This is a genomic window from [Acidovorax] ebreus TPSY (assembly GCF_000022305.1).
In the GTDB taxonomy this organism is placed as follows: Bacteria; Pseudomonadota; Gammaproteobacteria; order Burkholderiales; family Burkholderiaceae_C; genus Diaphorobacter; species Diaphorobacter nitroreducens.
The window spans coordinates 1,496,720-1,519,954 of sequence record NC_011992.1; the positions used below are offsets into that span (position 1 = coordinate 1,496,720).

The 23,235-nt window shown below is 65.1% G+C and carries 27 protein-coding genes; 12 read left to right on the plus strand and 15 right to left on the minus strand.

Annotated features, from left to right (window positions below; genetic code table 11):
* Nucleotides 1–262: 262 nt before the first annotated feature.
* Complete coding sequence (locus tag DTPSY_RS07150) at nt 263–868, plus strand: 2'-5' RNA ligase family protein (RefSeq protein WP_015913028.1); 606 nt, start codon at nt 263–265, stop codon at nt 866–868.
* Between the two features lie 65 nt (nt 869–933).
* On the opposite strand, the gene putA is transcribed toward DTPSY_RS07150, so the two are convergent.
* Entirely contained in the window at nt 934–4,656 is a 3,723-nt protein-coding gene (putA, locus tag DTPSY_RS07155; protein WP_015913029.1) for a trifunctional transcriptional regulator/proline dehydrogenase/L-glutamate gamma-semialdehyde dehydrogenase, read from the minus strand.
* Between the two features lie 72 nt (nt 4,657–4,728).
* Here putA and DTPSY_RS07160 point away from each other — a divergent pair, with 72 nt between their 5' ends.
* On the plus strand, nt 4,729–5,208 hold the full coding sequence (locus DTPSY_RS07160; RefSeq protein ID WP_011805624.1) for an Lrp/AsnC ligand binding domain-containing protein: 480 nt from the start codon (nt 4,729–4,731) through the stop codon (nt 5,206–5,208).
* 56 nt (nt 5,209–5,264) lie between these two features.
* Here the strand turns inward: DTPSY_RS07160 and DTPSY_RS18030 are convergent, their stop codons facing one another.
* The 5 genes from DTPSY_RS18030 to DTPSY_RS07180 form a co-directional block, all read right to left on the minus strand.
* Complete coding sequence (locus tag DTPSY_RS18030) at nt 5,265–5,612, minus strand: DUF4148 domain-containing protein (protein WP_015913030.1); 348 nt, start codon at nt 5,610–5,612, stop codon at nt 5,265–5,267.
* A gap of 152 nt (nt 5,613–5,764) precedes the next feature.
* Nucleotides 5,765–6,244 carry a hypothetical protein gene (locus DTPSY_RS07165; RefSeq protein ID WP_015913031.1) on the minus strand — a complete coding sequence of 160 codons (480 nt, stop codon included), beginning with the start codon at nt 6,242–6,244 and terminating at the stop codon, nt 5,765–5,767.
* Between the two features lie 136 nt (nt 6,245–6,380).
* Complete coding sequence (locus DTPSY_RS07170; RefSeq protein WP_015913032.1) at nt 6,381–6,851, minus strand: periplasmic heavy metal sensor; 471 nt, start codon at nt 6,849–6,851, stop codon at nt 6,381–6,383.
* On the minus strand, nt 6,848–7,303 hold the full coding sequence (locus DTPSY_RS07175) for an anti-sigma factor family protein (RefSeq protein WP_015913033.1): 456 nt from the start codon (nt 7,301–7,303) through the stop codon (nt 6,848–6,850). The genes DTPSY_RS07170 and DTPSY_RS07175 overlap by 4 nt, the downstream gene beginning before the upstream one ends.
* 15 nt (nt 7,304–7,318) lie before the next feature.
* Complete coding sequence (locus DTPSY_RS07180; RefSeq protein WP_015913034.1) at nt 7,319–7,873, minus strand: sigma-70 family RNA polymerase sigma factor; 555 nt, start codon at nt 7,871–7,873, stop codon at nt 7,319–7,321.
* A gap of 137 nt (nt 7,874–8,010) precedes the next feature.
* Between DTPSY_RS07180 and DTPSY_RS07185 the strand changes: the two genes are divergently transcribed.
* Both DTPSY_RS07185 and rlmD read left to right on the plus strand, forming a co-directional pair.
* Nucleotides 8,011–8,337 carry a hypothetical protein gene (locus DTPSY_RS07185; protein WP_015913035.1) on the plus strand — a complete coding sequence of 109 codons (327 nt, stop codon included), beginning with the start codon at nt 8,011–8,013 and terminating at the stop codon, nt 8,335–8,337.
* Nucleotides 8,338–8,386: 49 nt separating this feature from the next.
* Nucleotides 8,387–9,835, plus strand: coding sequence for a 23S rRNA (uracil(1939)-C(5))-methyltransferase RlmD (gene rlmD, locus DTPSY_RS07190; protein WP_015913036.1), 1,449 nt, complete (start codon nt 8,387–8,389; stop codon nt 9,833–9,835).
* Nucleotides 9,836–9,911: 76 nt separating this feature from the next.
* Here the strand turns inward: rlmD and DTPSY_RS07195 are convergent, their stop codons facing one another.
* The gene (locus tag DTPSY_RS07195) at nt 9,912–10,298 is read right to left on the minus strand and encodes a hypothetical protein (protein WP_015913037.1); all 387 of its coding nucleotides are present in this window, start codon (nt 10,296–10,298) and stop codon (nt 9,912–9,914) included.
* Between the two features lie 113 nt (nt 10,299–10,411).
* Complete coding sequence (locus DTPSY_RS07200) at nt 10,412–11,104, minus strand: Bax inhibitor-1/YccA family protein (protein ID WP_011805616.1); 693 nt, start codon at nt 11,102–11,104, stop codon at nt 10,412–10,414.
* Nucleotides 11,105–11,332: 228 nt separating this feature from the next.
* On the opposite strand from DTPSY_RS07200, the gene DTPSY_RS07205 reads away from it, so the two are divergent.
* Entirely contained in the window at nt 11,333–11,740 is a 408-nt protein-coding gene (locus DTPSY_RS07205; protein WP_011805615.1) for a GlcG/HbpS family heme-binding protein, read from the plus strand.
* A 221-nt stretch (nt 11,741–11,961) separates the two neighbouring features.
* Here DTPSY_RS07205 and hemP read toward each other — a convergent pair whose 3' ends face one another.
* The 6 genes from hemP to DTPSY_RS07235 all read right to left on the minus strand — a co-directional run bounded on the left by hemP (nt 11,962) and on the right by DTPSY_RS07235 (nt 15,078).
* On the minus strand, nt 11,962–12,171 hold the full coding sequence (gene hemP, locus DTPSY_RS07210) for a hemin uptake protein HemP (protein WP_015913038.1): 210 nt from the start codon (nt 12,169–12,171) through the stop codon (nt 11,962–11,964).
* Nucleotides 12,172–12,367: 196 nt separating this feature from the next.
* Nucleotides 12,368–12,778, minus strand: coding sequence for an ExbD/TolR family protein (locus DTPSY_RS07215; protein ID WP_015913039.1), 411 nt, complete (start codon nt 12,776–12,778; stop codon nt 12,368–12,370).
* A gap of 6 nt (nt 12,779–12,784) precedes the next feature.
* On the minus strand, nt 12,785–13,501 hold the full coding sequence (locus DTPSY_RS07220; RefSeq protein ID WP_011805612.1) for a MotA/TolQ/ExbB proton channel family protein: 717 nt from the start codon (nt 13,499–13,501) through the stop codon (nt 12,785–12,787).
* Nucleotides 13,502–13,518: 17 nt separating this feature from the next.
* Nucleotides 13,519–14,220 (minus strand): energy transducer TonB, encoded by a 702-nt coding sequence (locus tag DTPSY_RS07225; protein ID WP_015913040.1) that lies wholly within the window; start codon nt 14,218–14,220, stop codon nt 13,519–13,521.
* 107 nt (nt 14,221–14,327) lie between these two features.
* Nucleotides 14,328–14,600, minus strand: coding sequence for a (2Fe-2S)-binding protein (locus DTPSY_RS07230; RefSeq protein WP_015913041.1), 273 nt, complete (start codon nt 14,598–14,600; stop codon nt 14,328–14,330).
* Nucleotides 14,601–14,787: 187 nt separating this feature from the next.
* Nucleotides 14,788–15,078, minus strand: a complete 291-nt coding sequence (locus DTPSY_RS07235) for an SWIB/MDM2 domain-containing protein (RefSeq protein WP_011805609.1) — start codon at nt 15,076–15,078, stop codon at nt 14,788–14,790.
* Nucleotides 15,079–15,302: 224 nt separating this feature from the next.
* Between DTPSY_RS07235 and rraA the strand changes: the two genes are divergently transcribed.
* Nucleotides 15,303–15,809 carry a ribonuclease E activity regulator RraA gene (rraA, locus tag DTPSY_RS07240; RefSeq protein ID WP_015913042.1) on the plus strand — a complete coding sequence of 169 codons (507 nt, stop codon included), beginning with the start codon at nt 15,303–15,305 and terminating at the stop codon, nt 15,807–15,809.
* Between the two features lie 9 nt (nt 15,810–15,818).
* On the opposite strand, the gene DTPSY_RS07245 is transcribed toward rraA, so the two are convergent.
* Complete coding sequence (locus DTPSY_RS07245) at nt 15,819–16,766, minus strand: DMT family transporter (protein ID WP_015913043.1); 948 nt, start codon at nt 16,764–16,766, stop codon at nt 15,819–15,821.
* Between the two features lie 327 nt (nt 16,767–17,093).
* Between DTPSY_RS07245 and aceA the strand changes: the two genes are divergently transcribed.
* The 6 genes from aceA (at nt 17,094) to pheS (ending at nt 23,222) form a co-directional block, all read left to right on the plus strand.
* Nucleotides 17,094–18,425 carry an isocitrate lyase gene (gene aceA, locus DTPSY_RS07250; protein WP_015913044.1) on the plus strand — a complete coding sequence of 444 codons (1,332 nt, stop codon included), beginning with the start codon at nt 17,094–17,096 and terminating at the stop codon, nt 18,423–18,425.
* Nucleotides 18,426–18,707: 282 nt separating this feature from the next.
* A complete protein-coding gene (gene thrS, locus DTPSY_RS07255) occupies nt 18,708–20,627 on the plus strand; it encodes a threonine--tRNA ligase (protein ID WP_015913045.1) in 1,920 nt (639 codons plus the stop codon).
* A gap of 65 nt (nt 20,628–20,692) precedes the next feature.
* A complete protein-coding gene (gene infC / locus DTPSY_RS07260; protein WP_094766866.1) occupies nt 20,693–21,304 on the plus strand; it encodes a translation initiation factor IF-3 in 612 nt (203 codons plus the stop codon).
* A gap of 173 nt (nt 21,305–21,477) precedes the next feature.
* Nucleotides 21,478–21,681: a 50S ribosomal protein L35 gene (gene rpmI, locus DTPSY_RS07265; RefSeq protein WP_011805603.1), complete on the plus strand. Its 204-nt coding sequence runs from the start codon at nt 21,478–21,480 to the stop codon at nt 21,679–21,681.
* Between the two features lie 26 nt (nt 21,682–21,707).
* Entirely contained in the window at nt 21,708–22,067 is a 360-nt protein-coding gene (rplT, locus tag DTPSY_RS07270; RefSeq protein WP_015913047.1) for a 50S ribosomal protein L20, read from the plus strand.
* A 102-nt stretch (nt 22,068–22,169) separates the two neighbouring features.
* Entirely contained in the window at nt 22,170–23,222 is a 1,053-nt protein-coding gene (pheS, locus tag DTPSY_RS07275) for a phenylalanine--tRNA ligase subunit alpha (protein ID WP_011805602.1), read from the plus strand.
* The last annotated feature ends 13 nt before the right edge of the window (nt 23,223–23,235 follow it).

Here is a 23,235-nt window from a genome sequence, read left to right on the forward strand (position 1 = left end):
ATAATCCCGAGCAATTGCGTATGGAATGTGGAGCGGCCGCAAAACGGCCATACGTGCGGGTTCCGGCCCCGCGGAAAGTCAGACTTCTGGGCTTGGGATACGAATGCCATCCTGGGTACCAAAATCCGAAAATTGCCGATGAATGGGCGGTGAGGCGTTGTGCCCCGATCGCCACCATTCCGATTAAAAGAATCGGTTATTGCCCGCGCCGGCGGAGTGCCTGTTACCCACAAGGGCAAGGGGCGGCGCTACAGTGGGGCGCATGGACGCTCACCAACTGCCGCTCGCCGGCGTGGAGCCCGATGCGCCACGCCCCAACCACCATCTTTTCTTTGCCGTGCTGCCCGAGCCCGGGGCGGCGCAGGCTGCGGCCGATCTGGCGCAGACGCTGATTGCGCGGCACGACCTGCAGGCGCAGGTGCGCGCGCAGCGCCTGCACGCCACGCTGCTGTCGCTGGGGTGGGAGCCTGCGCTGTCGCCCCGGCATCTGCAGTGGGCGCGCGACGCGGCGCAGCAGGTGCGGGCGAGGGCGTTCTCGTTGCGGTTCGATCGGGTGTTGAGCTTTCGCCGCGCGCCGCAGGCCAAGCGGCCCTGCGTGCTCTGCGGCCCCGCCGACGGGCAGCAGGGCTTCATCGCGTTGTACGAGGCGCTGCACGCGGCGCTGTGGTCGCAGGTGCGGGGGCTGGACGGCGTGCCCCCTGCGCCGCACATCACCCCGCACATGACGCTGTGCTACAGCCGCCAGGCCGTGCCCGAGCAACCCGTGCCGCCGCTGGAATGGACGGTGCGCCGCTTCGTGCTGCTGCACAACCTGCGCGGCTCGCCCGGCCCTTACGAGGTGCTGGGCGAGTGGCCGCTGGCGGATTGATTGCTATTGTTTATATAGCTGTTGGCGCTTGATGGATAAGCTCTAGAGGCCAATTTTCTCTGGCATCACGCCATGGTCATCAGGCTGGCATTGCCGCCTGCCGCCGTGGTGTTGATGCTGACCGCGCGCTCCAGCAACAGGCGCAAGGGCGCCTGCAGTGCGTCGGCGGGGCCGTCCACCGCCGTCACGCCCACGATGGGGCCGGGGCGCAGGGCCACGCGCTGGCATTCCACGCGGCGCGTTTCCGGGCTGCCGCTGTGCAGCACGGCGTCGTAGCCCAGGCCATCGCCGCGCCAGTCGGACACCAGGGCGATGCGCGCCTGCACCTCGCGCGGCAGCGTGGCGCACAGGGCCTGCGCGTCCTGCGGCCAGAGCGCAAGCGCGCCCGCGGCCAGCACCGCGCTCAACTGCAGCAGCAGCGCCTCGTCCGTGTCGGCCAGGCACAGCACGCGTTCGCGCGGCAGCAGGCGGTAGGTGTTGCGCTCGCCGGTGGGGCCGGGCAGGGTGCAGGCCAGGCCCGCGCAACAGGCCTGCGCCTGGGCCGCGCAGGCCTGTGCCAGCGCTGCGTTGCCTTGCGCCTGGGCCCAGTGCTCCAGCGCCGACAGCGGGGCGAGCAGCGCGGGCTGTGCGCTGGCGTCGGGCACCTGCACGGCCGTCGCCGCCAGCGCGCCGTGCGTGGCGTTGGCCGGGTGGCGCGACAGCAGGCGCAACAGATACAGCGGGCCGCCTGCCTTGGGGCCCGTGCCCGACAGGCCCTCGCCGCCGAAAGGCTGCACGCCGACCACGGCGCCCACCATGTTGCGGTTCACATAGACGTTGCCGGCCGTGCTGTGGGCCAGCACCTGGGCCACGGTTTCGTCGATGCGGGTGTGCAGGCCCTGGGTGAGGCCGTAGCCCGTGGCGCTGATCTGCGCGAGCAGCGCGTCCAGCTCGCCGCGCTCGTAGCGCACCACGTGCAGCACGGGGCCGAAGACCTCGCGCTCCAGCTCGGTGATGCTGTTCAGCTCGATCAGCGTGGGCGGCACGAAGGTGCCATGCGCCGTGCCCTGCCCACCGGCATGGCTTTGGAACACCGGCCGGCCGCTGGCGCGCAGGCGCTCGATGTGGCGCGCGATCGTGGCGCGCGCCTCCTCGTCGATCACCGGGCCTACGTCCACCGCCAGTTGCGTGGGGTTGCCCATGCGCAGTTCCTGCATGGCGCCGCGCAGCATCTGCAGCAGGCGGTTCGCGCAGTCGCGCTGCACGCACAGCACGCGCAGGGCGGAGCAGCGCTGGCCCGCGCTGTCGAAGGCCGAAGTGAGCACGTCCGCGACCACCTGCTCCAGCAGGGCGGAGGAGTCCACGATCAATGCGTTCTGCCCACCGGTCTCTGCGATCAGCGGAATGGGCCGGCCGCTGGCGTCCAGCCGTGCGGCCAGGCTGCGCTGCAGCAGCCGCGCCACCTCGGTGGAGCCGGTGAACATCACGCCCATCACGCGCGCGTCGCCCACCAGCGCCGCGCCCACCGTCTCGCCGCGGCCGGGCAGCAGCTGCACGGCGGCGGCAGGCACGCCGGCCTGGTGCAGCAGGCGCACGGCCTGGCAGGCAATGAGGGGCGTTTGTTCTGCCGGCTTGGCCAGCACTACATTGCCTGCGGCCAGTGCGGCGGCCACCTGGCCCATGAAGATGGCCAGCGGGAAGTTCCAGGGGCTGATGCAGGTGACCGGCCCCAGCGGCGGGTGGGTGGCGTTGTCGAAGTGCCCATCCACCTGCGCCGCGTAGTAGCGCAGGAAGTCCACCGCCTCGCGCACTTCGGCCACGGCGTTGGTGCAGGTCTTGCCGGCTTCGCGCATCAGCAGGGCCAGCAGGGCGGGCATATCGCGTTCCAGCCCATCGGCCGCGGCGCGCAGCAGCCGTGCACGTTCTGCGGGTGGCGTGGCAGCCCAGGCGGGCTGCGCCGCGGCGGCAGCCTGCAGCGCGGCGTCCACATCGGCGGTGGTGGCTTCTTGCACCTGCCCGACCACATCGGTGGCATCGGCAGGGTTGCGCACCGGGGCGCGCGGGCCGGTGGGAGCGCCGGCGGCGATGAGGGGTGTGGCTTCCAGCGGCGTGGCGGCGCTGGCGGCCAGCGCGTCGGCCACGCACTGCAGCGTGGGCTCGGCCGCCAAGTCCAGGCCCTGCGAATTGGCACGCGTCGGGCCGTAGAGCTGCGGGGGCAGCTCGATGCGCGGGTGCGGCAGGCCGGCGCCGCCTTCGGCGCGGGCCTCGGCATCCACCGTATCCAAGGGGTTGTCGATCAGCGCCTCCAGCGGCAGCGTGGCGTCGGCCACGCGGTTCACGAACGAGGTGTTGGCGCCGTTTTCCAGCAGGCGGCGCACCAGGTACGCCAGCAGCGTTTCATGCGTACCCACCGGGGCGTAGATGCGGCAGGGGCGCTCGGGCACCACCTGCTCGTACAGCGGCTCGCCCATGCCGTGCAGGCACTGGAACTCGTACTGGCCGGGGCGAAAGTCCGCGGGGCCCGCCAGCTCATAGATGGTGGCCAGCGTCTGCGCGTTGTGCGTGGCGAACTGGGGGTACACCGCGTCGGGTGCGCCCAGCAGCTTGCGTGCGCAGGCGATGTAGGAAATATCGGTGTGCGCCTTGCGCGTGTACACGGGGTAGTCCGCCAGGCCTTCGACCTGGGCGCGCTTGATCTCGCTGTCCCAGTACGCGCCCTTGACCAGCCGGATCATCAGGCGGTGGCCGCTGCGGCGTGCCAGATCGATGCAGTAGTCGATCACGCGCGGGCAGCGCTTCTGGTAGGCCTGGATCACGAAGCCGATGCCCTTGAAGCCCGCGAGGGACGGCGCATGGCACAGGCACTCCAGCAGGTCCAGCGACAGTTCCAGCCGGTCGGCCTCTTCGGCGTCGATGTTCAGGCCGATGTCATAGCCGCGCGCCAGTTCCGCCAGTTGCAGCACGCGCGGGTACAGCTCGTCCATCACGCGCTGCCACTGCGCGCGGGCGTAGCGCGGGTGCAGCGCGCTGAGCTTGATGGAGATGCCGGGCCCCTCGTACACGCCGCGGCCCGCGCTGGCGCGGCCGATGGCGTGGATCGCATCCACATAGGACTGCATGTAGCGGTCAGCGTCGTGCCCCGTGAGCGCGGCCTCGCCCAGCATGTCGTAGGAATAGCGAAAGCCCCGTGCCTCCAGGGTGCGCGCCTTGCCCAGCGCCTGTTCGATGGTCTCGCCGGTGACGAACTGCTCGCCCATCATGCGCATGGCGACGTCCACGCCCTTGCGGATCAGCGGCTCTCCCCCGCGTGCGGTGATGCGGCGCAGCGCATCCTTCAAGCCCCCTTCGCTGTGCGTGGTCACCAGCCGTCCGGTGAGCAGCAGGCCCCAGGTGGCCGCATTGACGAACAGCGACGGGCTCTTGCCCAGGTGCGCGGCCCAGTCGCCCGTACCGATCTTGTCGCGGATCAGCGCGTCGCGCGTGGCAGCGTCGGGGATGCGCAGCAGCGCTTCGGCCAGGCACATCAGCGCCACGCCTTCTTGCGAGGACAGCGCGAACTGCTGCAGCAGCCCCTGTACCAGGCCGGACCGCCCGCTGGCATGTTCGCGCTGGCGCAGCCCTTGCGCCAGGCGCAGGGCACGCGCCTGGATGTCCTGCGCCATGGCAGCGGGCAGGCGCGCCTGCGCCAGCAGCGGCGCCAGTGCCTCAGGCTCGGGCGGACGGCAAGCCTGGGTGACCGCCAGGCGCAGCGGGTCGGTGTCGCGAGGGCGAGGGGAAAAGTGGGCGGCGTGGGGGGCGGCGTTTGTCATGGGGTCGCATCATCCTTGGGTGAATGGCGAATGAATCACTAAAATCGGCAAGCACCACCGAATTTTTGCTCAATGACCGGCCAATTTCCCACTGATCTGGATCGCATCGATCGCAGGATATTGAAGATCCTGCAAGACGATGGGCGCATCTCCAACCTCAAGCTGGCAGAGACCGTGGCGCTGTCGCCCACTGCCGTGCTCGCGCGGGTGCAGCGGCTCACGCGCGAAGGCTACATCCTGGGGTATGAGGCGCGGCTCAATCCCCTCAAGCTGGGCGCGGGCATGCTGGTGTTCGTGGAGGTGCTGCTGGACCGCACCACGCCCAACGTGTTCGACCAGTTCAAGGCCGCGGTGCAGGTGCATCCCGAGGTCATGGAATGCCACATGGTGGCCGGCGGTTTCGACTACCTGCTCAAGACGCGCTGCGCCGACATGAATGCCTACCGCCAGTTCGCCGGCGCCGTGTTGTGGCAGTTGCCCGGCGTGCGCGAGACGCGCACCTACGCGGTGATGGAAGAGGTCAAGCACTCCAACCACCTGTACCTGGGTTGAAGCCCCTCGGTACGGAAGACGCAACGCCCGCGTCGTGCGGGCGTTGTGTTTTCCCATCAGCCCGCCGGGTACAGCGATTGGCGTTCCCTGTGTTGTGTCGATGTTTCGTTGCGCATCTCATCGATCACCTGCTGGCGGGTCTTGGTCGAAGCCGTTGAGGGTGCCGGTTCCGGAAAGCTGCTTTCCCCATAGGACAGGCGGCCCTGTCGCACTGCGGTCTCGGTTTCTGCCCTGACTTGCTCACGGGTCCGATCACTCTTGAAGTGCTCGGGGTGAACGACCACGCCCGCTTCGTTGTTGGCAGAGTGCCAGTAGCCGGCAGATGCCATCGTTGGCAGACCGAGTGCTGCGACGGCAGCCACGCTTGCGATCACGGAGAAAAGGGGAAGTCGGCGATTCGTCATGTTCAATATCCTGTGTTGGTTTGCCGGAGCGTGCATATCCCGCCCTTGCGCAGGGGGGGCGCAAAGGGGCGCTCACAGCAGATGAATGCTTGGAAGGGGGCTGGCATGCACCGGGGTGTGCAGCCGCCCCTCCAGTACTTGCGGTGTGCCCCTTAGTGGGCCAGCGGGATGGCCTTCCAGCCGCTGTGGCTGAAGTACTTGCCGTAGGCATTGGAGGCCTGGGCCACCTTGACCACGCCCTCGGCGCGCTTGTCCTCGCCGTGCTTGCCTTGCGCGGCCTCGGCACCGGCCATCAGGTCGGCCACGATGATGTGCAGCTGTGCATCGGCGGCGGGCGGCAGCTTGCAGTTCTCCACCATGTAGGCGACCTGCTGGTTGACGGTGTTGGCGAAGGCGTCGTAATCGGCCGGTGTGGCCTTGCCCGAGTGGGCGGTGGGCAGGATCTGCGTGACCGATCCGCGCACGGCCGTCATGGCCTTGCGCAGCGGCGCGTCGGTTTCCCACTTCTTGCCGGCGTTGAGCTGCAGTTGGTGGGTTTCGGCACTGCCGCCATGGTTGTGTGCGTCGGCGGCGTAAACGGCCAGCGGGGATGCCAGGGCGGCGGACAGCAGCAGTGCGGTGAAGGTGTTCATGAGAATGCTCCGTTGAAAAGTTGAACCATCAAGGCAGCCGCTCAAGGGAATGTGTGGCTGCCTTGCCTACTTCAACGAAGGGGGTGCCTCAATGTTCCATCTTATTTGCACCTTTTTCCTTCTCTCATCTCGGCGTTCACTTGCGGTGCAGCATTTCCTCCTCGGTGGCTTCTTCTGCATAGCGGGTCAGCAGCAATTGCAGCAGCCGCGTGCGCTGGGCATCGTCCAGCATGGCGCGCTCGGCCAAGAGTTGGTCAATCACGCGCTGTTGCTGCGCGGCCTGCAGGCGGGCGATGGCGGCCTGCTCGGCGTCAATGGCGGTGCGCTCTGGTGCGTCAGCAAAGATGTGGCGCACCAGGGCTTCGCGGTGGCGGCGTATGTCACTCCAGTTGGACGACAGGTCATGGAGGAAGGGGGTTTCCATTCCTTCCCAGCGCGCGCGCTGTTCGGGGGTGAGCTTCAGATACTCGGGCAGGTGGACCACGGGAGGCGCGCCGCCCTCGGGCACCGTGTCCGGCGCAGGGCGCAGCACCAGTGCGGCAACCACGCCCAGGTTGAGCGCCAGCGAGATCGCCAGCAGGGTGCGAATCCAGGCAGGGTTTTTCATGGCAGGGTTCTCGGCAAACGGCAGATTTCGGCGGCGGCGCACAGCCCGCCTGGCGGCACAGGGTCGAACACGCGCGCCATGGCAGGGCTGGCAGCCGGAAGGGCCGCGCCCGTGCCCAGCAGCAACCCCCCCAGCCAGACGCCGGACACCAGCGCGGCCCCCGCGGCGAGGCCCGTGGGCATCCAGCCCAGCAGGCTCCAGCCGGTGCGCCGGGACCGGGTGGGGCGTTGCGCCAGGTCCTGCGCCAGGCGGTCCTGCAGTTGCGCCGCCAGGTCGAAGCCCAGTGCGGGCGAGGGCAGGGCCAGCAATTGCTGGCGCTGTGCCTGCAATGCGGCAAGGTGCTGGCTGCACAGGGGGCAGGCGTGCAAGTGCTGCTGCAGCGCGACCTGTGCATGCGCGGGCAGCGCATGGTCGATCAAAGCGGAGAGGTCTTCGGTGCGAAGGCAGTTCATGGCGGCTCCTTGCGTTCAGCGTGGCATGAGTTGCAGCAGCCCGGCGCGTGCGCGGGCAATGCGGGATTTGACGGTGCCCAGGCTGATGCCCAACACCTCGGCGATGTCCTCGTAGGCCATGTCTTCGATGTCGCGCAGCAGCAGGATCTCGCGGTGCTCCACCGAGAGCCGCTGCAGCGCGCCTTCCAGCGCTTCGATGCGCTGGCGGGCCTGCAGTGCAGCCTCGGGCGTGGGGGTGTCCGCCGGCACCTGCTCGGACAGGGTCTCGTCCAGTTCCACGAACGCGACACGCTGCGCGCGGCGCAACAGGTCCAACGCCTGGTTGCGCGCGATGCGAAACAGCCAGGTGGACAGTTGTGCGTCCGGCCGCCAGCGGGGCAGTGCCTGGTAGGCGTTCAAGAAAGTCTCCTGGGCGAGTTCGCGCGCATCCTCCTGCGAGCGCGTCATGCGGAACAAAAAACGGTAGATGCGGTCCTGGTAGCGGGCCACCAGTTCGGAGAACGCCGCGACCTCGCCGCGCTGGGCGCGGGCGATGCAGTCGCTCTCTTCAAGGTGGCTCAGGGGGCGCATTGCCTCTTTCAACGCAGGGCCGCAGCAAAAGTTCCATGAAACCGTCAACACGGGGCCGGGAACAGCCGCTTACCGGGGCGGGCGCAAACTCCGCAATAATGCGCCGCATTCACAGCACAAGAAGGAAGGGAACCCTCATGCGAGCCATTCGCTTTGCCACGGCCTCGGCCGCCGCCATGATTGCCGGACTGTTTGCACCGGGCGCGTGGGCTACTTGCTACGTGATCTATGGCGCAGACCAGCAGGTCATCTACCGCTCGCAGACCCCCCCTGTGGACCTGTCGCGCAACCTGCACGAAACCTTGCCCCAGGTCGCGCCCGGCGGCACGCTGGTTTTTTCCTTGAACAACTATGGCTGCGAGGTGGAAGTCAACCGCCTGCCTTCCAATGTGGCTGCGGTCCGCAAGGATGCCGCTGCAGGCGCCCCCACCGCGCCCCGTGCGCCGCGCGCCAGCCGCAGCTGAAAGCCGCCCGCGCGGCGGCAGGGGTGGGCCGGCCTGAGACAATCGGGGCATGAGCGACCCCACAGAATTCAGCCCACCACCGCCCACCTCCACGGATCTTCCCCCCGGCTGGCTTGAAGTCACCGCCATGGACATGGACGCCCAAGGCGTCGCGCGCAAGCCCGATGGCAAGGTGGTGTTCATCGACGGCGCACTGCCCACCGAGCTGGTCAGTGCCAATACCCACCGCAAGAAAAACAACTGGGAGCAGGCCAGCCTGACGGAAGTCCACCGCCAGTCCAGCCAGCGCGTACAGCCCGGCTGCCCGCACTTCGGCCTGCACGCGGGCGCCTGCGGCGGCTGCAAGATGCAGCATCTGCACGTGGCGGCCCAGGTGGCCGTGAAACAGCGCGTGCTGGAGGACAACCTCTGGCACCTGGGGAAAGTGAAGGCCGAGACCATCCTGCGCCCCATTGAAGGCCCTGCCTGGGGCTACCGCTACCGCGCGCGCCTGTCCGTGCGCTACGTGCCCAAGAAGGACAAGGTGCTCGTGGGCTTTCACGAGCGCAAGAGCCGCTACATCGCCGACATGGAGACTTGCAAGATCCTGCCGCCGCATGTGGACGCCATGCTGATGCCGCTGCGCGCCCTGATCGGCAGCATGGCCGCACGCGACACCTGCCCGCAGATCGAGCTGGCCTGCGGCGATACGGTCACGGCGCTGGTGCTGCGCCACCTGGAGCCGCTGTCCCCGGAGGACAAAGACAAGTTGCGCGCCTTTGCCGCCGCGCATGGCGTGCAATGGTGGTTGCAGCCCAAGGGGCCGGACACGGTGCATCTGCTGGACGAGGGCGGCGAGCCGCTTGCCTATGGGCTGCCCGACTTCGGCATCACCATGCCCTTCAAACCCACCGACTTCACGCAGGTCAACCCGCACATCAACCGCGTGCTGGTCACGCGCGCGCTGCGCCTGCTGGACGCGCGCAAGGACGAGCGCGTGATCGACTGGTTCTGCGGCCTGGGCAACTTCACGCTGCCCATCGCCACCCAGGCGCGCGAGGTGCTGGGCATCGAGGGCAGTGAGGCGCTGGTGGCGCGTTCGCGCGAGAATTACCAGTCAAATCAGGCCCAAAGGCAGGATGGATCTGCGCTGGCAGCTACCAGCTTTGTAGCGCGCAACCTGTTCGAGATGACGCCTGAGATGCTCATTGCCGATGGCGCCTCCGACAAATGGCTGGTGGACCCGCCGCGCGAGGGGGCGTTCGCCCTGTCCAAGGCGCTGGCGGACATCCACCAGGCGCGCATCGGTGCCGAGGACGCGCCGCCGCTGCCCGCTGGGCACGAAGGCTGGCAGCCCCCCCGGCGCATCGTCTACGTGAGCTGCAACCCGGCCACGCTGGCGCGGGACGCGGGCCTGCTGGTGCACCAGGCGGGCTACCGCTGCGTGGCGGCGGGGGTGGTCAACATGTTTCCGCACACGGCCCATGTGGAGAGCATGGCAGTGTTCGAGCGGGGCTGACGCCCGCGGTGGCTCAAGACGTTTTTGGCCAGGGGCGCTTGCCTAGCAAGCGCCAGCAGCTATCGTTTGGATAGCATCAGCTACGGTTGCGGGCGGTGCGGTCCTCGGTCTGCAGGTCGGCCTCTTCGTCGCTTGCGCGGCGACTGGCGGGCTTTTTCTCCAACTGCGTGAGCACCGAGGCCGTGCCCTCGATCTTGTTCTCGCGCATGTACAGATCCATGTCCTTCCAGCCCGCGAACACCTGGGCCTTCGGGGCCTTGGGGTTCAGCGTGAAGCAGTCCTCCAGCCCGCGCAGCGCATGCCGGCAGGCGCCACCGATGGCCTTGGCCTCGGCCTCACGCTGGGCCACGCGCGGGTCCGGCCCCATGCCGGGAATCTCACAACCCGCCAGCGGCAGCAGCGCGGCAGCGATCAGGGCGGCGCGAGCGCCGGCGGCAAGGAGGGGGGGGTGGCGAGGCAGCATGTACAGGGGTTATCGGCAGGCGTGCCGTCAAGTTGAGGCTGTCAGCCAAGGGCGGACGTGAAAAAGGCCCCGGAAATCGGGGCCTTGCGACGCATGTGCGGTGGGAACGCCGTTCAGTCGCGCTCGCCGCCCATGATGCCCAGCAGGGCCAGCAGGCTCTGGAACACGTTGAAGATGTCCAGGTACAGCGCCAGTGTGGCGCTGATGTAGTTGGTCTCGCCGCCGTCCAGGATCTGCTTCAGGTCGTACAGCATGTAGGCGCTGAAGATGCCGATCGCCGCTACCGAGATGGCCATCATGCCGGCCGACGAGCCGACGAACACGTTGATGATGGCGCCCACCATGAGCACCAGCGCGCCCACGAACAGCCACTTGCCCATGCCCGACAGGTCGCGCTTGATGACGCTGGCCAGGCTGGCCATGACGAAGAACACGCCCGCCGTGCCGGCGAAGGCCGTCATGATGAGGTCGGTGCCGTTCTTGAAGCCCAGCACCATGCCGATCAGGCGCGACAGCATCAGGCCCATGAAGAAGGTGAAGGCCAGTAGCACCGGCACGCCCGCGGCCGAGCGCTTGGTCTTCTCGATGGCGAACATGAAGCCGAAGGCGCCGCCGAGGAACACGATCAGCCCCAGGCCGCCGCGCAGCGACTGCGTGATGCCCGTGGCCACGCCGATCCAGGCGCCCAGCACGGTGGGCAGCAGGCTGAGCGCCAGCAGCCAGTACGTGTTGCGCAGCACGCGGTGGCGCTGCTCCTGCGAGATGCCATAGCCCGCGGAGCCGACACTGGTGATTTCTGGGTTCATCTGGTTTCTCTCCTGATTGGCCTGCACAGCGCAGACCCGAATGATTCTATGTGGTGGCTTTTGGCGCCGAATGCAATACCCGCGCACCATCCCGTACTTTATGGGTTGCATTCTTTTGCCCTGCGGCGGGGCATTGGGCGGGCCTGCTGGCACTATGCTTTTCGTTTTCCCGTTGCGCGCCCTGCCGGCTGGCCGGGCGCATCCACCCACCTCCTGCAGGACTGCCTCATGAAGACCAAACCCGAACTTGAACTCTCCGACGTCAAGCTGATCGCCGCCGCCGCCGAGGCCGAGGCCCTGAAGAACCAGTGGGCCGTGACCATCGCCATCGTGGACGACGGCGGACATCTGCTGTGGCTGCAGCGCCTGGACGGGGCCGCAGCGGTGTCCGCGCACATCGCGCCGGCCAAGGCCCACACGGCCGCCTTGGGCCGCCGCGAGAGCAAGGGCTATGAAGACGTGATCAACGGCGGCCGCACGGCCTTCCTGAGCGCGCCTGCGCTGCAGGGCATGCTGGAAGGCGGCGTACCCATCATGAAGAACGGCCAGTGCCTGGGCGCCGTGGGCGTGAGCGGCGTGAAGTCCCATGAGGACGCGCAGATTGCGCGCGCGGGGATTGCGGCGATCGGGCTGTAAGCACTCATCGGGACTGGATTGCTATTGTTTTGATAGCTGCTAGCGCTTGGTGGAAGGGCGCTAGGGACCAAAAACATATTGGGTTCCAACAGAAAAACCGGCGCGTGGGCCGGTTTTTTCATGGGTGTGCAGGGAAAAAAAGCCTGGCTACGCGGGCATGCCCGTTGGCTGGCCAATACGACCCTTCGGACCGAGGTCCTGGAGTCGCCCCACGATGAAACTTATTTGGTCAGGATCAGCTTGCCGAGTTTGGTGGCCTGCAGCCGGTAGACGGCGCCGTTGTGCACGATGGCCACGGCCTTCTGGCCGCGCAGCAGGGTGCTGCTGTCGACGGCGCCGCCTTCGGCGTGGGACGCCGGGCTGGAATCGGCGGGCACTGCGAACATGCGGGGTGCGGTCAGTGCGGACGGTGCGGTCAGGCTGGCATGCATGGTGAAGTCTCGGTGCGTTACGATGGTCAAATGATAACCATTCTCAATTAAAGATCAAGCATCCGGGGCTGAAAGTTTCCTGTCGATTCGTATCCAGATGCAAGAGGCAGCCCCCGCAGGTGGCGCTGGCGACGGTGCTGCGCCGTCCGTGGGGCGGCAGCTGTGAAGGCCGGCGCGCCGGCGCGGCCGTGGTGCGTCAGGGCGTCGGGTCGGTCACGAAGCCGATCTTGCGCACGCCCGCGCGTTGCGCCGCCGACATCGCCTGCGCCACGCGCTCGTAGCGCACGTCCTTGTCGCCGCGGATGTGCAGGTCCGGCTGCGGGTCCTTGCGGGCCTCGGCCTGCAGGCGCGGCTCCAGCTCGTCGTCGCCGATCGTGGTCTCGTTCCAGTGGTACTTGCCGTCGGCCGTCACCGACAGGCGGATGGTTTCGGGCTTGATGATTTCGCGCTCGTTGGACGCACGCGGCAGGTCCACCGGCACCGCGTGCTTCATCACCGGCACGGTGATGATGAAGATGATGAGCAGCACCAGCATGACGTCCACCAGCGGCGTCATGTTGATTTCGTTCATCACCTCGTCGGCATCGTCCTGGGTTCCGAAAGCCATGGCGCATCAGCCTTTCTTGATGGGCAGCACCTTGGCTGCCTCGCCGTGTACCGAAACGCGCGCGCCGGTGACGAAGTAGGCGTGCAGATCGTGCGCAAAGCTGTTGAGGCTGTGCAGGATGGATTTGTTGCCCCGCACCAGGGCGTTGTATCCCAGCACGGCGGGAATGGCCACGGCCAGGCCCAGCGCGGTCATGATCAGCGCCTCGCCGATCGGGCCGGCCACCTTGTCGATGGTCGACTGGCCCGAGGCGCCGATGGCCACCAGCGCATGGTAGATACCCCACACGGTGCCGAAGAGGCCGATGAATGGCGCCGTGGAGCCCACGGACGCCAGGATGGCCAGGCCCGACTGCACGCGCGCCGTGAACTCGTCGATGCAGTTGCGCAGGCAGCGCGTGACCCAGTCGCTCACGTCCAGGCTGTCATGCAGATGGGCCTGCGTGTTGCGGTGGTGTTGCGTGGCTTCGCGGCCTTCCAAGGCGAGGTGGCGGAAGGGGTTGCTCGGGTCGGAGCCCAGCTTGGTCAGGCCGGCGGCGAAGTCTTCGCTGTGCCAGAAGTCGCGTGCCTGGCGGGCGTGTTTCTTGAACTTCAGGATGTCCAGCGCCTTGATGATGATGACGATCCACGATGCCAGCGACATGCCGATGAGCAGCACAGCGACGGCGCGGGTGACGAAGTCGCCCTGTACCCAGACATTGGCAATGCCGAAATGCGATTCCATGAAAACTCCTGCGAGACTTATTGTTGGAGAACGAAATTGATCGGGACCAGATTCCACATGGCTTCTGGCACGCCGTTGCGCTTGCCGGGTACGAAGCGCCAGCGCATGACGGCGTCGATGGCCTGGCGGTCGAGGCGCTCGAAACCGCTGGACTGCTTGACTTCCACTTTCTGCGGCAGTCCGTCGGTGCCGATGAGCACGCGCAGCATCACTTTGCCTTGTTCTCCCAGCCGCTTGCTCACGGCGGGGTAGACGGGCTTGGGGTTGTTCAGGTAGCTCGCGTCGCTGGAGGGCAACTCGATGCTGGGTGCGGCCGGCGCCGGTGGAGCCGCGGGGGCCGCCGGTGCGGCGACGGGCGCGGCCGCAGCCGGTGGGGCCGGGGGCTGAGGCTCAACGACGCCCGTGGGCGCGGCGGGGGCGGGTGTGGGGTCGGGGACCGCCACGGGCATGGGAGCGGGGCGAGGCTTGGGCGCCACGGGTTTGGGCGGCGCCGGGGCTGGTTTGGGCGGCGGCGGAGCGGGGGGGGCCGGTGGGGCCGGAGGCGCGGGCGGCGCGATGAATTCGCTCAACACCTCAGCAGGGATGATGATCTCCGCCGTCTTGCGCACCAGACCCGACTGCAGGGCCCACAGGCCGGCCACGTGCAGCACCACCACGGAGCCTGCGATCACGGCATTGCGGCTCAAGCCCCCGGGGGAGCCGTATCGGTCAGAGGACATAAAAATGATAGCTGCTGGCGCTTGTCCAGCTTGGTCGGAAGGCCAAAAAAGCCTTGAATAGGCGGTCTATTTATGCAGGATCCACCAGACCGAGCATATGACGATGATCAGACTTCCTGCGAGTGCGTAGAACAGTTGCATGCCTTGCCTTCCGGGATGAGGGTGGCAAGCTGGACGGCTGTGGGATCGGTGTCCTTGTACAGGGCGGCCACCGGTTGCGATGCGCAGCACTGCGCCACGACATCGCGGGCACAGTCTTCGCAGCGGCCGCACTGCGTGGCGACGCCCAACTCGAACTGAATCTCATCGAAGCTCATACCTGCGCGCGCATGGCGTGCAATCTCCCGGTCGGAAACGCGGTGGCAAACACAGACGATCATGGTGCAGGCAGTCGTGGCTGGCTATGGACGATGAACTGATTATAAATGCGAATTCATCGCATTTGCAGTCCTTGGCCCCACTGCCGTGTAAGAAACCATTGCCGAGTGCCTTGCAGGCGAAAAAAAACCGGCATGCGCATGCCGGTTTTTGTTCGCCCGGCTCTCGCAGAGAGCCTGGCAGGGCAGATTACTTGACGTGCTTGCCAATCAGCCCGGCCATCTCGAACATCGAGACCTGGGGCTTGCCGAACACTTCCTTGAGCTTGGCATCCGCGTTGATCATGCGCTTGTTGGAGGCGTCCTGCAGGTTGTGCGCCTTGATGTACACCCACAGCTTGCTGATGATCTCCGTACGCGGCAGCGGGGTGGCGCCGACCACGGCCGCCAGAGCGGGGCTGGGGGTCAGGGGCTTCATGAAAGCGGCGTTGGGGGTGCGCTTCTTTGCGGGTGCTGCGGACGCGGTCTTTGCAGTTGCCATGTTGGGTTGTTCCTTGTTGGAAATGAAATATGTCACCAGCGAACGCCGCAGCTCCACTGGCAGCGGTGATGCTACTGGGAAAAAAACCGGTTTCCAAGGCGAGCTGCCTCTTTTTTGCCTCGATTTGTTGCTCTGGCGGCCAACTGCCGGCAAGCGCGAGAATGCGCCACCGCAGCTTGCTGCGGCGCACCATCCCCCTTTATGCACAGAAAGGCTTCCCTTCCATGTCTGCACACCCGACCCCGGCCATCAGCACCTGCGATCTCTGCGACGCCCACAAGGGTGACGACAGTGGCGCGTTCCGCGTGCTGCCGCCCGTGTTCCAGAGCTACGGAGCGCTACCCTGTTTCAGCGGCCCCGTGAGCACGGTGAAATGCTTCGAGGACAACACGCTGGTCAAGGCGGCCGTGGATTCGCCGGGCAACGGGCGCGTGTTGGTGGTGGACGGTGGAGCTTCGCTGCGTCGCGCGCTGGTGGGGGGCAATCTGGCAGCCAGCGCGGCGCGCAATGGCTGGGCCGGTATCGTCGTGAATGGCTGCGTGCGCGACGTGGCAGAACTGAATGCCGAGCGCGTGGGTATCCGCGCACTCGCACTCATGCCGTTGCCCACCGAAAAGCGGGGCGAAGGGCTTTCTGACGTGGCGGTGCAGGTACAGGGCGTGTGGGTGCGGCCGGGCGACTGGCTGTACGCGGATGCCGACGGCATCGTTATCAGCGACCGCGCGCTGTAACGTCGCCGGTCAGGCGCGCATGTCGCGGCCGGTGCGCCATGGCAGCCGTGCGGGCATCGTGGCCAGTACGACGCTGGCCAGTGCGATGCCAAAGGCCATGAACTGCATGGTCGTGAAGCGCTCGCCCAGCGCCAGCACGCCCACGAGCGCCGCGCTCACCGGCAGCAGCACGGTGAATACGCCACTCTGCGCGGCGGGGACGGTCTTCAGGCCGGTCATCCACAGCCACACGCTCCACATGCATGCTGCCATGGCGTAGAACACCAGCAGCAACCAAGTGGGCCAGCGTACGGCTGTGAAGTCGAAGTACAGGGCGAAATACAGCCCGAAAGGCATCGAGAGCATGAAGCCCCACAGGTTGATCAGCGCCGTGATGCGCCGTGGCCCCAGAGTGCCGGTGAGCTTCTTGCCGATGACGGAATAGGCGGCCTCGCACAGCGATGCGGCCAGCAGCAGGGCATAGCCCAGCCATTGCAAGTTTTGGGAATTTTCGGGCTGTAGGGCATTGCTGGCGTGTGCGGAGTGCTCTGGTTTGGATAGCGCAAACAGCACAATACCCGCCACTGCGCAGGCCACCGCCACCCAGGTGCGGGTCGCCACCTGTTCACGCAGGAACAGCCAGCTCATGACCGCCACACATGCGGGGATGGTCGCCATGATCACCCCGGCAGAGGTCGCGCTGGTGAGGCTCACGCCGTAGATCATGCAAACGGTGAACAGAAAGTTGCCCAGCAGCGACTGCAGAAAAAGCAGGCCTTGGGTCTGCCGCGTCAGAGGTGGCTCCTGGTGCGGCTTCTTCAACCATCCGAGCATGGCTATTGCGCCGATACCGAAACGCAACCACGCCAGCAAAAGCACGGGGAACGCCGCGGCCAGCGGCTTGGAGAGCGCCACGTAGGCACCCACCAGCATCATGCTGAGCGCCAGGCAAAGGTATGCGGTGGGGCGGTTTGGCATCTGATGAAGATTCCGAACGGAGGCTCCATCATGCATGAGCGCGGGGCAGCCCATGGAAAGGAACTCACCAGGCCTCTTATTTCGCATGGAGAAAGTCCAATTTTTCAATATGAAAATTTTGATTGCTGCGTTGCAGAAAAATTTCTCGATATGAGAAATGAATTTTCATATAGAGATATAAAAGTCGTAAGCCATTGATTTTTATGGGTTAAATTTATCTCTTATATAAGACATAAGAGATTGATGTGGTCTTATAGAAGACTTAAAGTTGTGTCCAAGGGTCCCGGGAGCGGTACCCGCCCATTCCTTCATCTCTTGGAGAGCAACATGCCAGATTCCCTGAACGCACAACTGAGCCGTGAGCAGCAAATCGCAGCCCTGGAAAAGGACTGGGCCCAGAATCCCCGCTGGAAGAGCGTGAAGCGCGGCTACACAGCCGCCGACGTGGTGCGTCTGCGTGGCAGCCTCCAGCCCGAATACACGCTGGCCAAGCGTGGCGCAGAGAAGCTGTGGGACAAGATCAATGGCGGCGCCAAGAAGGGCTATGTGAATGCCTTCGGTGCCATCAGCGCCGGCCAAGCCATGCAGCAAGCCAAGGCGGGCCTGGAAGCCGTGTACCTGTCGGGCTGGCAGGTGGCCGCTGACGGCAATACCAGCGAGACCATGTACCCCGACCAGTCGCTGTATGCCTATGACTCGGTGCCCACGATGGTGCGCCGCATCAACAACACCTTCAAGCGTGCCGACGAGATCCAGTGGGGCCGCGGTATCAATCCCGGCGACAAGGAATTCATCGACTACTTCCTGCCCATCGTGGCCGACGCCGAAGCCGGCTTCGGCGGTGTGCTGAACGCCTTCGAACTGATGAAGAACATGATTGCCGCTGGCGCGGCCGGCGTGCACTTCGAAGACCAACTGGCTGCCGTGAAGAAGTGCGGGCACATGGGCGGCAAGGTCCTCGTGCCCACACAGGAAGCCATCGAAAAGCTGATCGCTGCCCGCTTCGCTGCCGACGTGATGGGCGTGCCCACCATCGTGCTGGCCCGCACCGATGCCGAGGCCGCCAACCTGATCACCAGCGACCACGATGCCAACGACAAGCCGTTCTTGACGGGCGAGCGTACGCAGGAAGGCTTCTATCGCGTGAAGAATGGTCTGGAGCAAGCCATCAGCCGCGGTGTGGCCTACGCCCCCTACGCCGACCTGGTGTGGTGCGAGACCGGCACGCCCGACCTGGGTTTTGCCCGCGAGTTCGCCCAGGCCGTGCATGCGAAGTGCCCCGGCAAGCTGCTGTCGTACAACTGCTCGCCGTCCTTCAACTGGAAGAAGAACCTGGACGAGAAGACCATCGCCAAGTTCCAGGACGAGCTGTCCGCACTCGGCTACAAGTACCAGTTCATCACGCTGGCCGGCATCCACATCAACTGGTACAACACGTTCCAGTTCGCCCATGCTTATGCCCGCGGCGAAGGCATGAAGCACTACGTGAACATGGTGCAGGAGCCCGAGTTCGCCGCACGTGAGCAGGGCTACACCTTCGTGTCGCACCAGCAGGAGGTGGGCGCAGGCTATTTCGACGACGTGACCACCGTGATCCAGGGTGGTTCTTCGAGCGTGAAGGCGCTGACCGGCTCCACCGAAGAAGAGCAGTTCCACTGATCTTCTTGGTTGATGCGAGAAGCCCGGGGCCCCCGCCTCGGGCTTTTCTATTGCTGCAGGGTAAAATGCCACATCTGTTCACCAACAAGGGCGAGAAAGGCAATCTGGTTATGACACCGCGAACTACGACGGAGATCTGTTCCAGCCGCTGAGGCTGGCCGTTCGCGCCTGCACGAGATTTCTCTCGCCCCCATAAAAGCGCGGACCTGTACCGCGCTTTTTGCTTTCTGAACCCCAGTCAAGCGCGGCTCACCTACCGAAAAAGACTCGATAAGGATTTCCATGATTCACATTACGCTTCCCGACGGTTCCCAGCGAGAGTTTGCTGGTCCCGTGACTGTGGCGGAGGTGGCTGCCTCCATCGGTTCGGGCCTGGCCAAAGCGGCGCTCGCCGGCAAGATCGGGGACAAGGTGGTGGATACCAGCTACCAGATTACGCAAGACAGCCCGCTGTCCATCGTGACGGCCAAGGATGCCGACGGCCTGGAGGTGATCCGCCACTCTACGGCCCACCTGCTGGCCTATGCGGTCAAGGAACTGTTTCCCGATGCGCAGGTGACCATCGGGCCGGTGATCGAGAACGGCTTCTACTACGACTTCTCGTACAAGCGTCCGTTTACGCCGGAAGACTTGGCCGCCATTGAAAAGCGCATGGCGGAACTGGCTGCGAAGGATGAACCAGTGGTGCGCCGTGTATTGCCTCGGGACGAGGCGGTGGCGTACTTCAAGGGCCTGGGCGAACACTACAAGGCCGAGATCATTGCCAGCATCCCGACGAATGAGGACGTGAGCCTGTACCGCGAGGGCGGCTTTGAAGACCTGTGCCGTGGCCCCCACGTACCCAGCACCGGCAAGCTCAAGTTCTTCAAACTCATGAAGGTGGCGGGCGCCTATTGGCGCGGCGACCACCGCAACGAGATGCTCCAGCGCGTCTATGGCACGGCATGGGCCACGAAGGAAGAACTGCAGCAGTACCTGCACATGCTGGAAGAGGCCGAGAAGCGCGACCACCGCAAGCTGGGCCGTGAGCTTGACCTGTTCCACATCGACGAGCATTCGCCCGGCACGGTGTTCTGGCACCCCAAGGGCTGGACGCTGTGGCAGGAGGTGGAGCAGTACATGCGCCGCGTATACCGCGACAACGGCTACCAGGAGGTCAAGGGCCCGCAGATCCTAGACAAGACGCTGTGGGAGAAAACGGGACACTGGGACAAGTACCGCGACAACATGTTCACCACTGAGAGCGAGAAGCGCGACTACGCTCTCAAGCCGATGAACTGCCCGGGCCATATCCTGATCTTCAAGCAGGGCATCAAGAGCTACCGCGACCTGCCGCTACGCTACGGCGAGTTCGGCCAGTGCCACCGCAACGAGCCCACGGGTGGCCTGCACGGCATCATGCGCGTGCGCGGTTTCACGCAGGACGATGGTCACATCTTCTGCACGGAAGACCACATCCTGGCCGAATGCACAGCTTACACAGCGTTGCTGCAAAAGGTCTACAAGAACTTCGGCTTCCACAACATCATCTACAAGGTGGCCACGCGCCCCGAGGCACGCATCGGTTCCGACGAGAGCTGGGACAAGGCCGAGCATGCGCTGATGGAAAGCCTGCGCGCGTCGGGTTGCGAATTCGAGATCGCTCCCGGCGATGGCGCCTTCTATGGCCCGAAGATCGAGTACACGCTCAAGGACGCGATCGGACGGCAGTGGCAGTGCGGCACCATGCAGGTGGACTTCTCGATGCCCGAGCGGCTGGATGCAGAGTACGTGGGCGAGGATGGCGGGCGCCATCGGCCGGTGATGCTGCACCGCGCCATCGTGGGCAGCCTGGAGCGCTTCATCGGCATCCTGATCGAAGAACACGCCGGGGCCTTGCCCGTATGGCTTGCGCCCGTACAGGTGGCGGTGCTCAATATCACCGACGCGCAGCAGGATTACTGTCGTGAAATCGCCGCAAAGCTGCAAAAAGCGTTGCCGAATCAAGGCCTTAGGGTGGTGACTGATCTGCGTAACGAGAAGATTACGTATAAAATACGGGAGCATTCGCTGCAAAAGCTGCCCTACATCCTCGTCGCCGGCGACAAGGAAAAGGCTGCAGGGGCTGTGGCAGTGCGTGCCCGGGGTAACAAAGACCTCGGCGTGATGTCCCTCGACGCATTCGTCGATCTGATCGCGCAGGACATTGCCTCCAAAGTCTGAATCATCGCTTGAAGCGCATCCCTGGTGCGTAAGCTGCTACGCTTTTCGTAGCTTTTTAATTGAAGGTGAGAGCCATCGCTACCGAATTTCGTGACCGTCGCCAGCGCGAGGAGCGCAAGCATCGACTGAACCGTGAAATCATGGCGCCTGAAGTGCGCCTGTCCGGTCCGGACAACGAGCCCCTGGGCATCGTCAGCCTGCAAGAGGCCCTGCGCATGGCGGGCGAGCTGGATGTGGACTTGGTTGAAATTGCAGCCACGGCTAATCCACCGGTCTGCCGCCTGATGGACTACGGCAAGTTCAAGTATCAGGAGCAGAAGAAGGCGGCCGAGGCCAAGGCCAAGCAAACGGTCATCGAGATCAAAGAAGTCAAGTTCCGCCCTGGTACGGACGATGGTGACTACAACATCAAGCTGCGCAACATCCGCCGTTTTCTGGCGGAGGGCGATAAGTGCAAGATCACGCTGCGCTTCCGTGGCCGCGAGATCACGCACCAGGAGTTGGGCCTGGCATTGCTCAACCGCTTGAGGGATGACCTGGGCGACACCATTTTGGTGGAGCAGTTTCCCAAGCTGGAAGGTCGCCAAATGATCATGATGATCGCGCCGGCCCGCAAGAAGCCGGCAGGTAAACCTGCCGCCGAAAGCGCTCCCGCCGCTGACGACAACGCTGCGTAAGCAAGGAGATTTGGCGGGCGCCCCCTAAAAAAGGGTGCCGGCCGATAGGCGGCATGCAAGTGCCGCCGCACGGCGAGCCGCAAGGCGCGTCGTTTGAAAAAGTGGCTCGGGGCCAACAAGGTTGCACAGCGGTGTGCAAACGCCTCACGAGCACAACCAACAGGAGCATTCACATGCCCAAGATGAAGACCAAGAGCAGCGCGAAGAAGCGTTTTCGCGTTCGTCCAGGCGGTACGGTCAAGCGTGGCCAAGCTTTCAAGCGCCACATCCTGACCAAGAAGACCACGAAGAACAAGCGCCACCTGCGTGGCATTGTGAACGTGCATGAAGGCGATATGGGTTCCATCGCAAAGATGCTGCCCTCCGCTGGCCTGTAATCAACTGACGAACAAGGAGAAAACACATGCCTCGCGTCAAACGTGGTGTAACGGCCCGCGCCCGTCACAAGAAGGTCCTCGCCCTTGCCAAGGGCTTCCGTGGTCGCCGCGGTAACGTCTTCCGCATCGCCAAGCAGGCGGTGATGAAGGCGGGGCAATATGCCTACCGTGACCGCCGCACCAAGAAGCGCGTGTTCCGCCAGTTGTGGATCGCCCGTATCAACGCCGCTGCCCGTGAACTGGGCCTGACCTACAGCCAGTTCGCCAACGGCCTGAAGAAGGCATCCATCGAGGTCGACCGCAAGATGCTGGCCGACCTCGCGGTGCATGACAAGGCTGCCTTTGGCAGCATCGTGGAGCAAGTCAAGGCCAAGCTGGCTGCTTGAGTTCACGATTGGTAGCTATAAATTGTATAGCTACTAGCGCGCAAACAACAAGGGCTAGGGCTTGAAAAGGCACTAGCCCTTGTTTCTTTTTCAAGAGTCGATATGAACGAGTTGGATTCCTTGGTGACGAGCGCGCGCGAGTCGTTCGCGCGTTCCGCAACCCCTGCCGAACTGGAGAACGCCAAGGCGCAGTTCCTGGGCAAGTCAGGCCGCCTGACCGAGCTCATGAAGGGCATGGCGCAGCTCTCGCCCGAGGAGAAGAAAACCCGCGGCGCCGCCATCAACGTGGCCAAGCAGGCCGTGGAGGCAGCCCTCGCCGCACGCCGCCAGGAGCTGGCGGACGCCGAGCTGCAGGCACAGCTCAAGGCCGAGGCGCTGGATGTGACACTGCCGGGCCGCCAGCGCGGCCGCGGCGGCCTGCATCCCGTGTCGCTGACGCTGGAGCGCATCGAGCGGATCTTCGGTTCGATGGGCTTCGAGGTGGCGGACGGCCCCGAGATCGAGACCGACTGGTTCAACTTCACGGCGCTGAACACGCCCGAGGACCACCCCGCCCGGTCCATGCACGACACCTTCTACGTGGAAGGCGGCACACCCGAAGCCCCCAACCTGCTGCGCACGCACACCAGCCCGATGCAGGTGCGCTACGCCGTGCAGCATGTGAAGAAACACCGTGGCCTGATCGACGCCGGCCAGGCCATGCCCGAGATCCGCGTGATCGCTCCGGGCCGCACCTACCGCGTGGACTCCGACGCCACGCACTCGCCCATGTTCCACCAATGTGAAGGCCTGTGGATCGGCGAGAACGTGAGCTTCAAGGACCTGAAGGTCGTGTTCACGGACTTCTGCAAGACCTTCTTTGAAAGCGATGACCTGGTGCTGCGCTTTCGTCCCAGCTTCTTCCCTTTCACCGAGCCCAGCGCCGAGATCGATATCCAGTTCCAGTCGGGCCCGTTGGCCGGCAAGTGGCTGGAGGTGGCGGGCTCCGGCCAGGTGCACCCCAACGTGGTGCGCAACATGGGGCTGGACCCCGAACGCTTCATCGGCTTTGCCTTCGGCATGGGGCCGGACCGACTGACCATGCTGCGCTACGGCGTGAACGACCTGCGCCTGTTCTTCGACGGCGACATCCGTTTCCTGTCGCAGTTCCAGTAATGCAAAAAAGTGA

Coding starts and splice junctions, on each gene's coding strand:
- DTPSY_RS07160 (WP_011805624.1), top strand. CDS start 4,729: ATGACCGGCCAATTTCCCACTGATCTGGATCGCATCGATCGCAGGATA.
- DTPSY_RS07230 (WP_015913041.1), bottom strand. CDS start 14,600: ATGATCGTCTGTGTTTGCCACCGCGTTTCCGACCGGGAGATTGCACGC.
- DTPSY_RS18030 (WP_015913030.1), bottom strand. CDS start 5,612: ATGACGAATCGCCGACTTCCCCTTTTCTCCGTGATCGCAAGCGTGGCT.
- DTPSY_RS07170 (WP_015913032.1), bottom strand. CDS start 6,851: ATGAAAAACCCTGCCTGGATTCGCACCCTGCTGGCGATCTCGCTGGCG.
- rraA (WP_015913042.1), top strand. CDS start 15,303: ATGTCTGCACACCCGACCCCGGCCATCAGCACCTGCGATCTCTGCGAC.
- DTPSY_RS07185 (WP_015913035.1), top strand. CDS start 8,011: ATGCGAGCCATTCGCTTTGCCACGGCCTCGGCCGCCGCCATGATTGCC.
- DTPSY_RS07175 (WP_015913033.1), bottom strand. CDS start 7,303: ATGAACTGCCTTCGCACCGAAGACCTCTCCGCTTTGATCGACCATGCG.
- rplT (WP_015913047.1), top strand. CDS start 21,708: ATGCCTCGCGTCAAACGTGGTGTAACGGCCCGCGCCCGTCACAAGAAG.
- DTPSY_RS07235 (WP_011805609.1), bottom strand. CDS start 15,078: ATGGCAACTGCAAAGACCGCGTCCGCAGCACCCGCAAAGAAGCGCACC.
- DTPSY_RS07150 (WP_015913028.1), top strand. CDS start 263: ATGGACGCTCACCAACTGCCGCTCGCCGGCGTGGAGCCCGATGCGCCA.
- DTPSY_RS07215 (WP_015913039.1), bottom strand. CDS start 12,778: ATGGCTTTCGGAACCCAGGACGATGCCGACGAGGTGATGAACGAAATC.
- rpmI (WP_011805603.1), top strand. CDS start 21,478: ATGCCCAAGATGAAGACCAAGAGCAGCGCGAAGAAGCGTTTTCGCGTT.
- DTPSY_RS07200 (WP_011805616.1), bottom strand. CDS start 11,104: ATGAACCCAGAAATCACCAGTGTCGGCTCCGCGGGCTATGGCATCTCG.
- hemP (WP_015913038.1), bottom strand. CDS start 12,171: ATGCATGCCAGCCTGACCGCACCGTCCGCACTGACCGCACCCCGCATG.
- thrS (WP_015913045.1), top strand. CDS start 18,708: ATGATTCACATTACGCTTCCCGACGGTTCCCAGCGAGAGTTTGCTGGT.
- DTPSY_RS07180 (WP_015913034.1), bottom strand. CDS start 7,873: ATGCGCCCCCTGAGCCACCTTGAAGAGAGCGACTGCATCGCCCGCGCC.
- DTPSY_RS07220 (WP_011805612.1), bottom strand. CDS start 13,501: ATGGAATCGCATTTCGGCATTGCCAATGTCTGGGTACAGGGCGACTTC.
- DTPSY_RS07165 (WP_015913031.1), bottom strand. CDS start 6,244: ATGAACACCTTCACCGCACTGCTGCTGTCCGCCGCCCTGGCATCCCCG.
- DTPSY_RS07225 (WP_015913040.1), bottom strand. CDS start 14,220: ATGTCCTCTGACCGATACGGCTCCCCCGGGGGCTTGAGCCGCAATGCC.
- putA (WP_015913029.1), bottom strand. CDS start 4,656: ATGACAAACGCCGCCCCCCACGCCGCCCACTTTTCCCCTCGCCCTCGC.
- pheS (WP_011805602.1), top strand. CDS start 22,170: ATGAACGAGTTGGATTCCTTGGTGACGAGCGCGCGCGAGTCGTTCGCG.
- DTPSY_RS07245 (WP_015913043.1), bottom strand. CDS start 16,766: ATGCCAAACCGCCCCACCGCATACCTTTGCCTGGCGCTCAGCATGATG.
- DTPSY_RS07195 (WP_015913037.1), bottom strand. CDS start 10,298: ATGCTGCCTCGCCACCCCCCCCTCCTTGCCGCCGGCGCTCGCGCCGCC.
- aceA (WP_015913044.1), top strand. CDS start 17,094: ATGCCAGATTCCCTGAACGCACAACTGAGCCGTGAGCAGCAAATCGCA.
- DTPSY_RS07205 (WP_011805615.1), top strand. CDS start 11,333: ATGAAGACCAAACCCGAACTTGAACTCTCCGACGTCAAGCTGATCGCC.
- rlmD (WP_015913036.1), top strand. CDS start 8,387: ATGAGCGACCCCACAGAATTCAGCCCACCACCGCCCACCTCCACGGAT.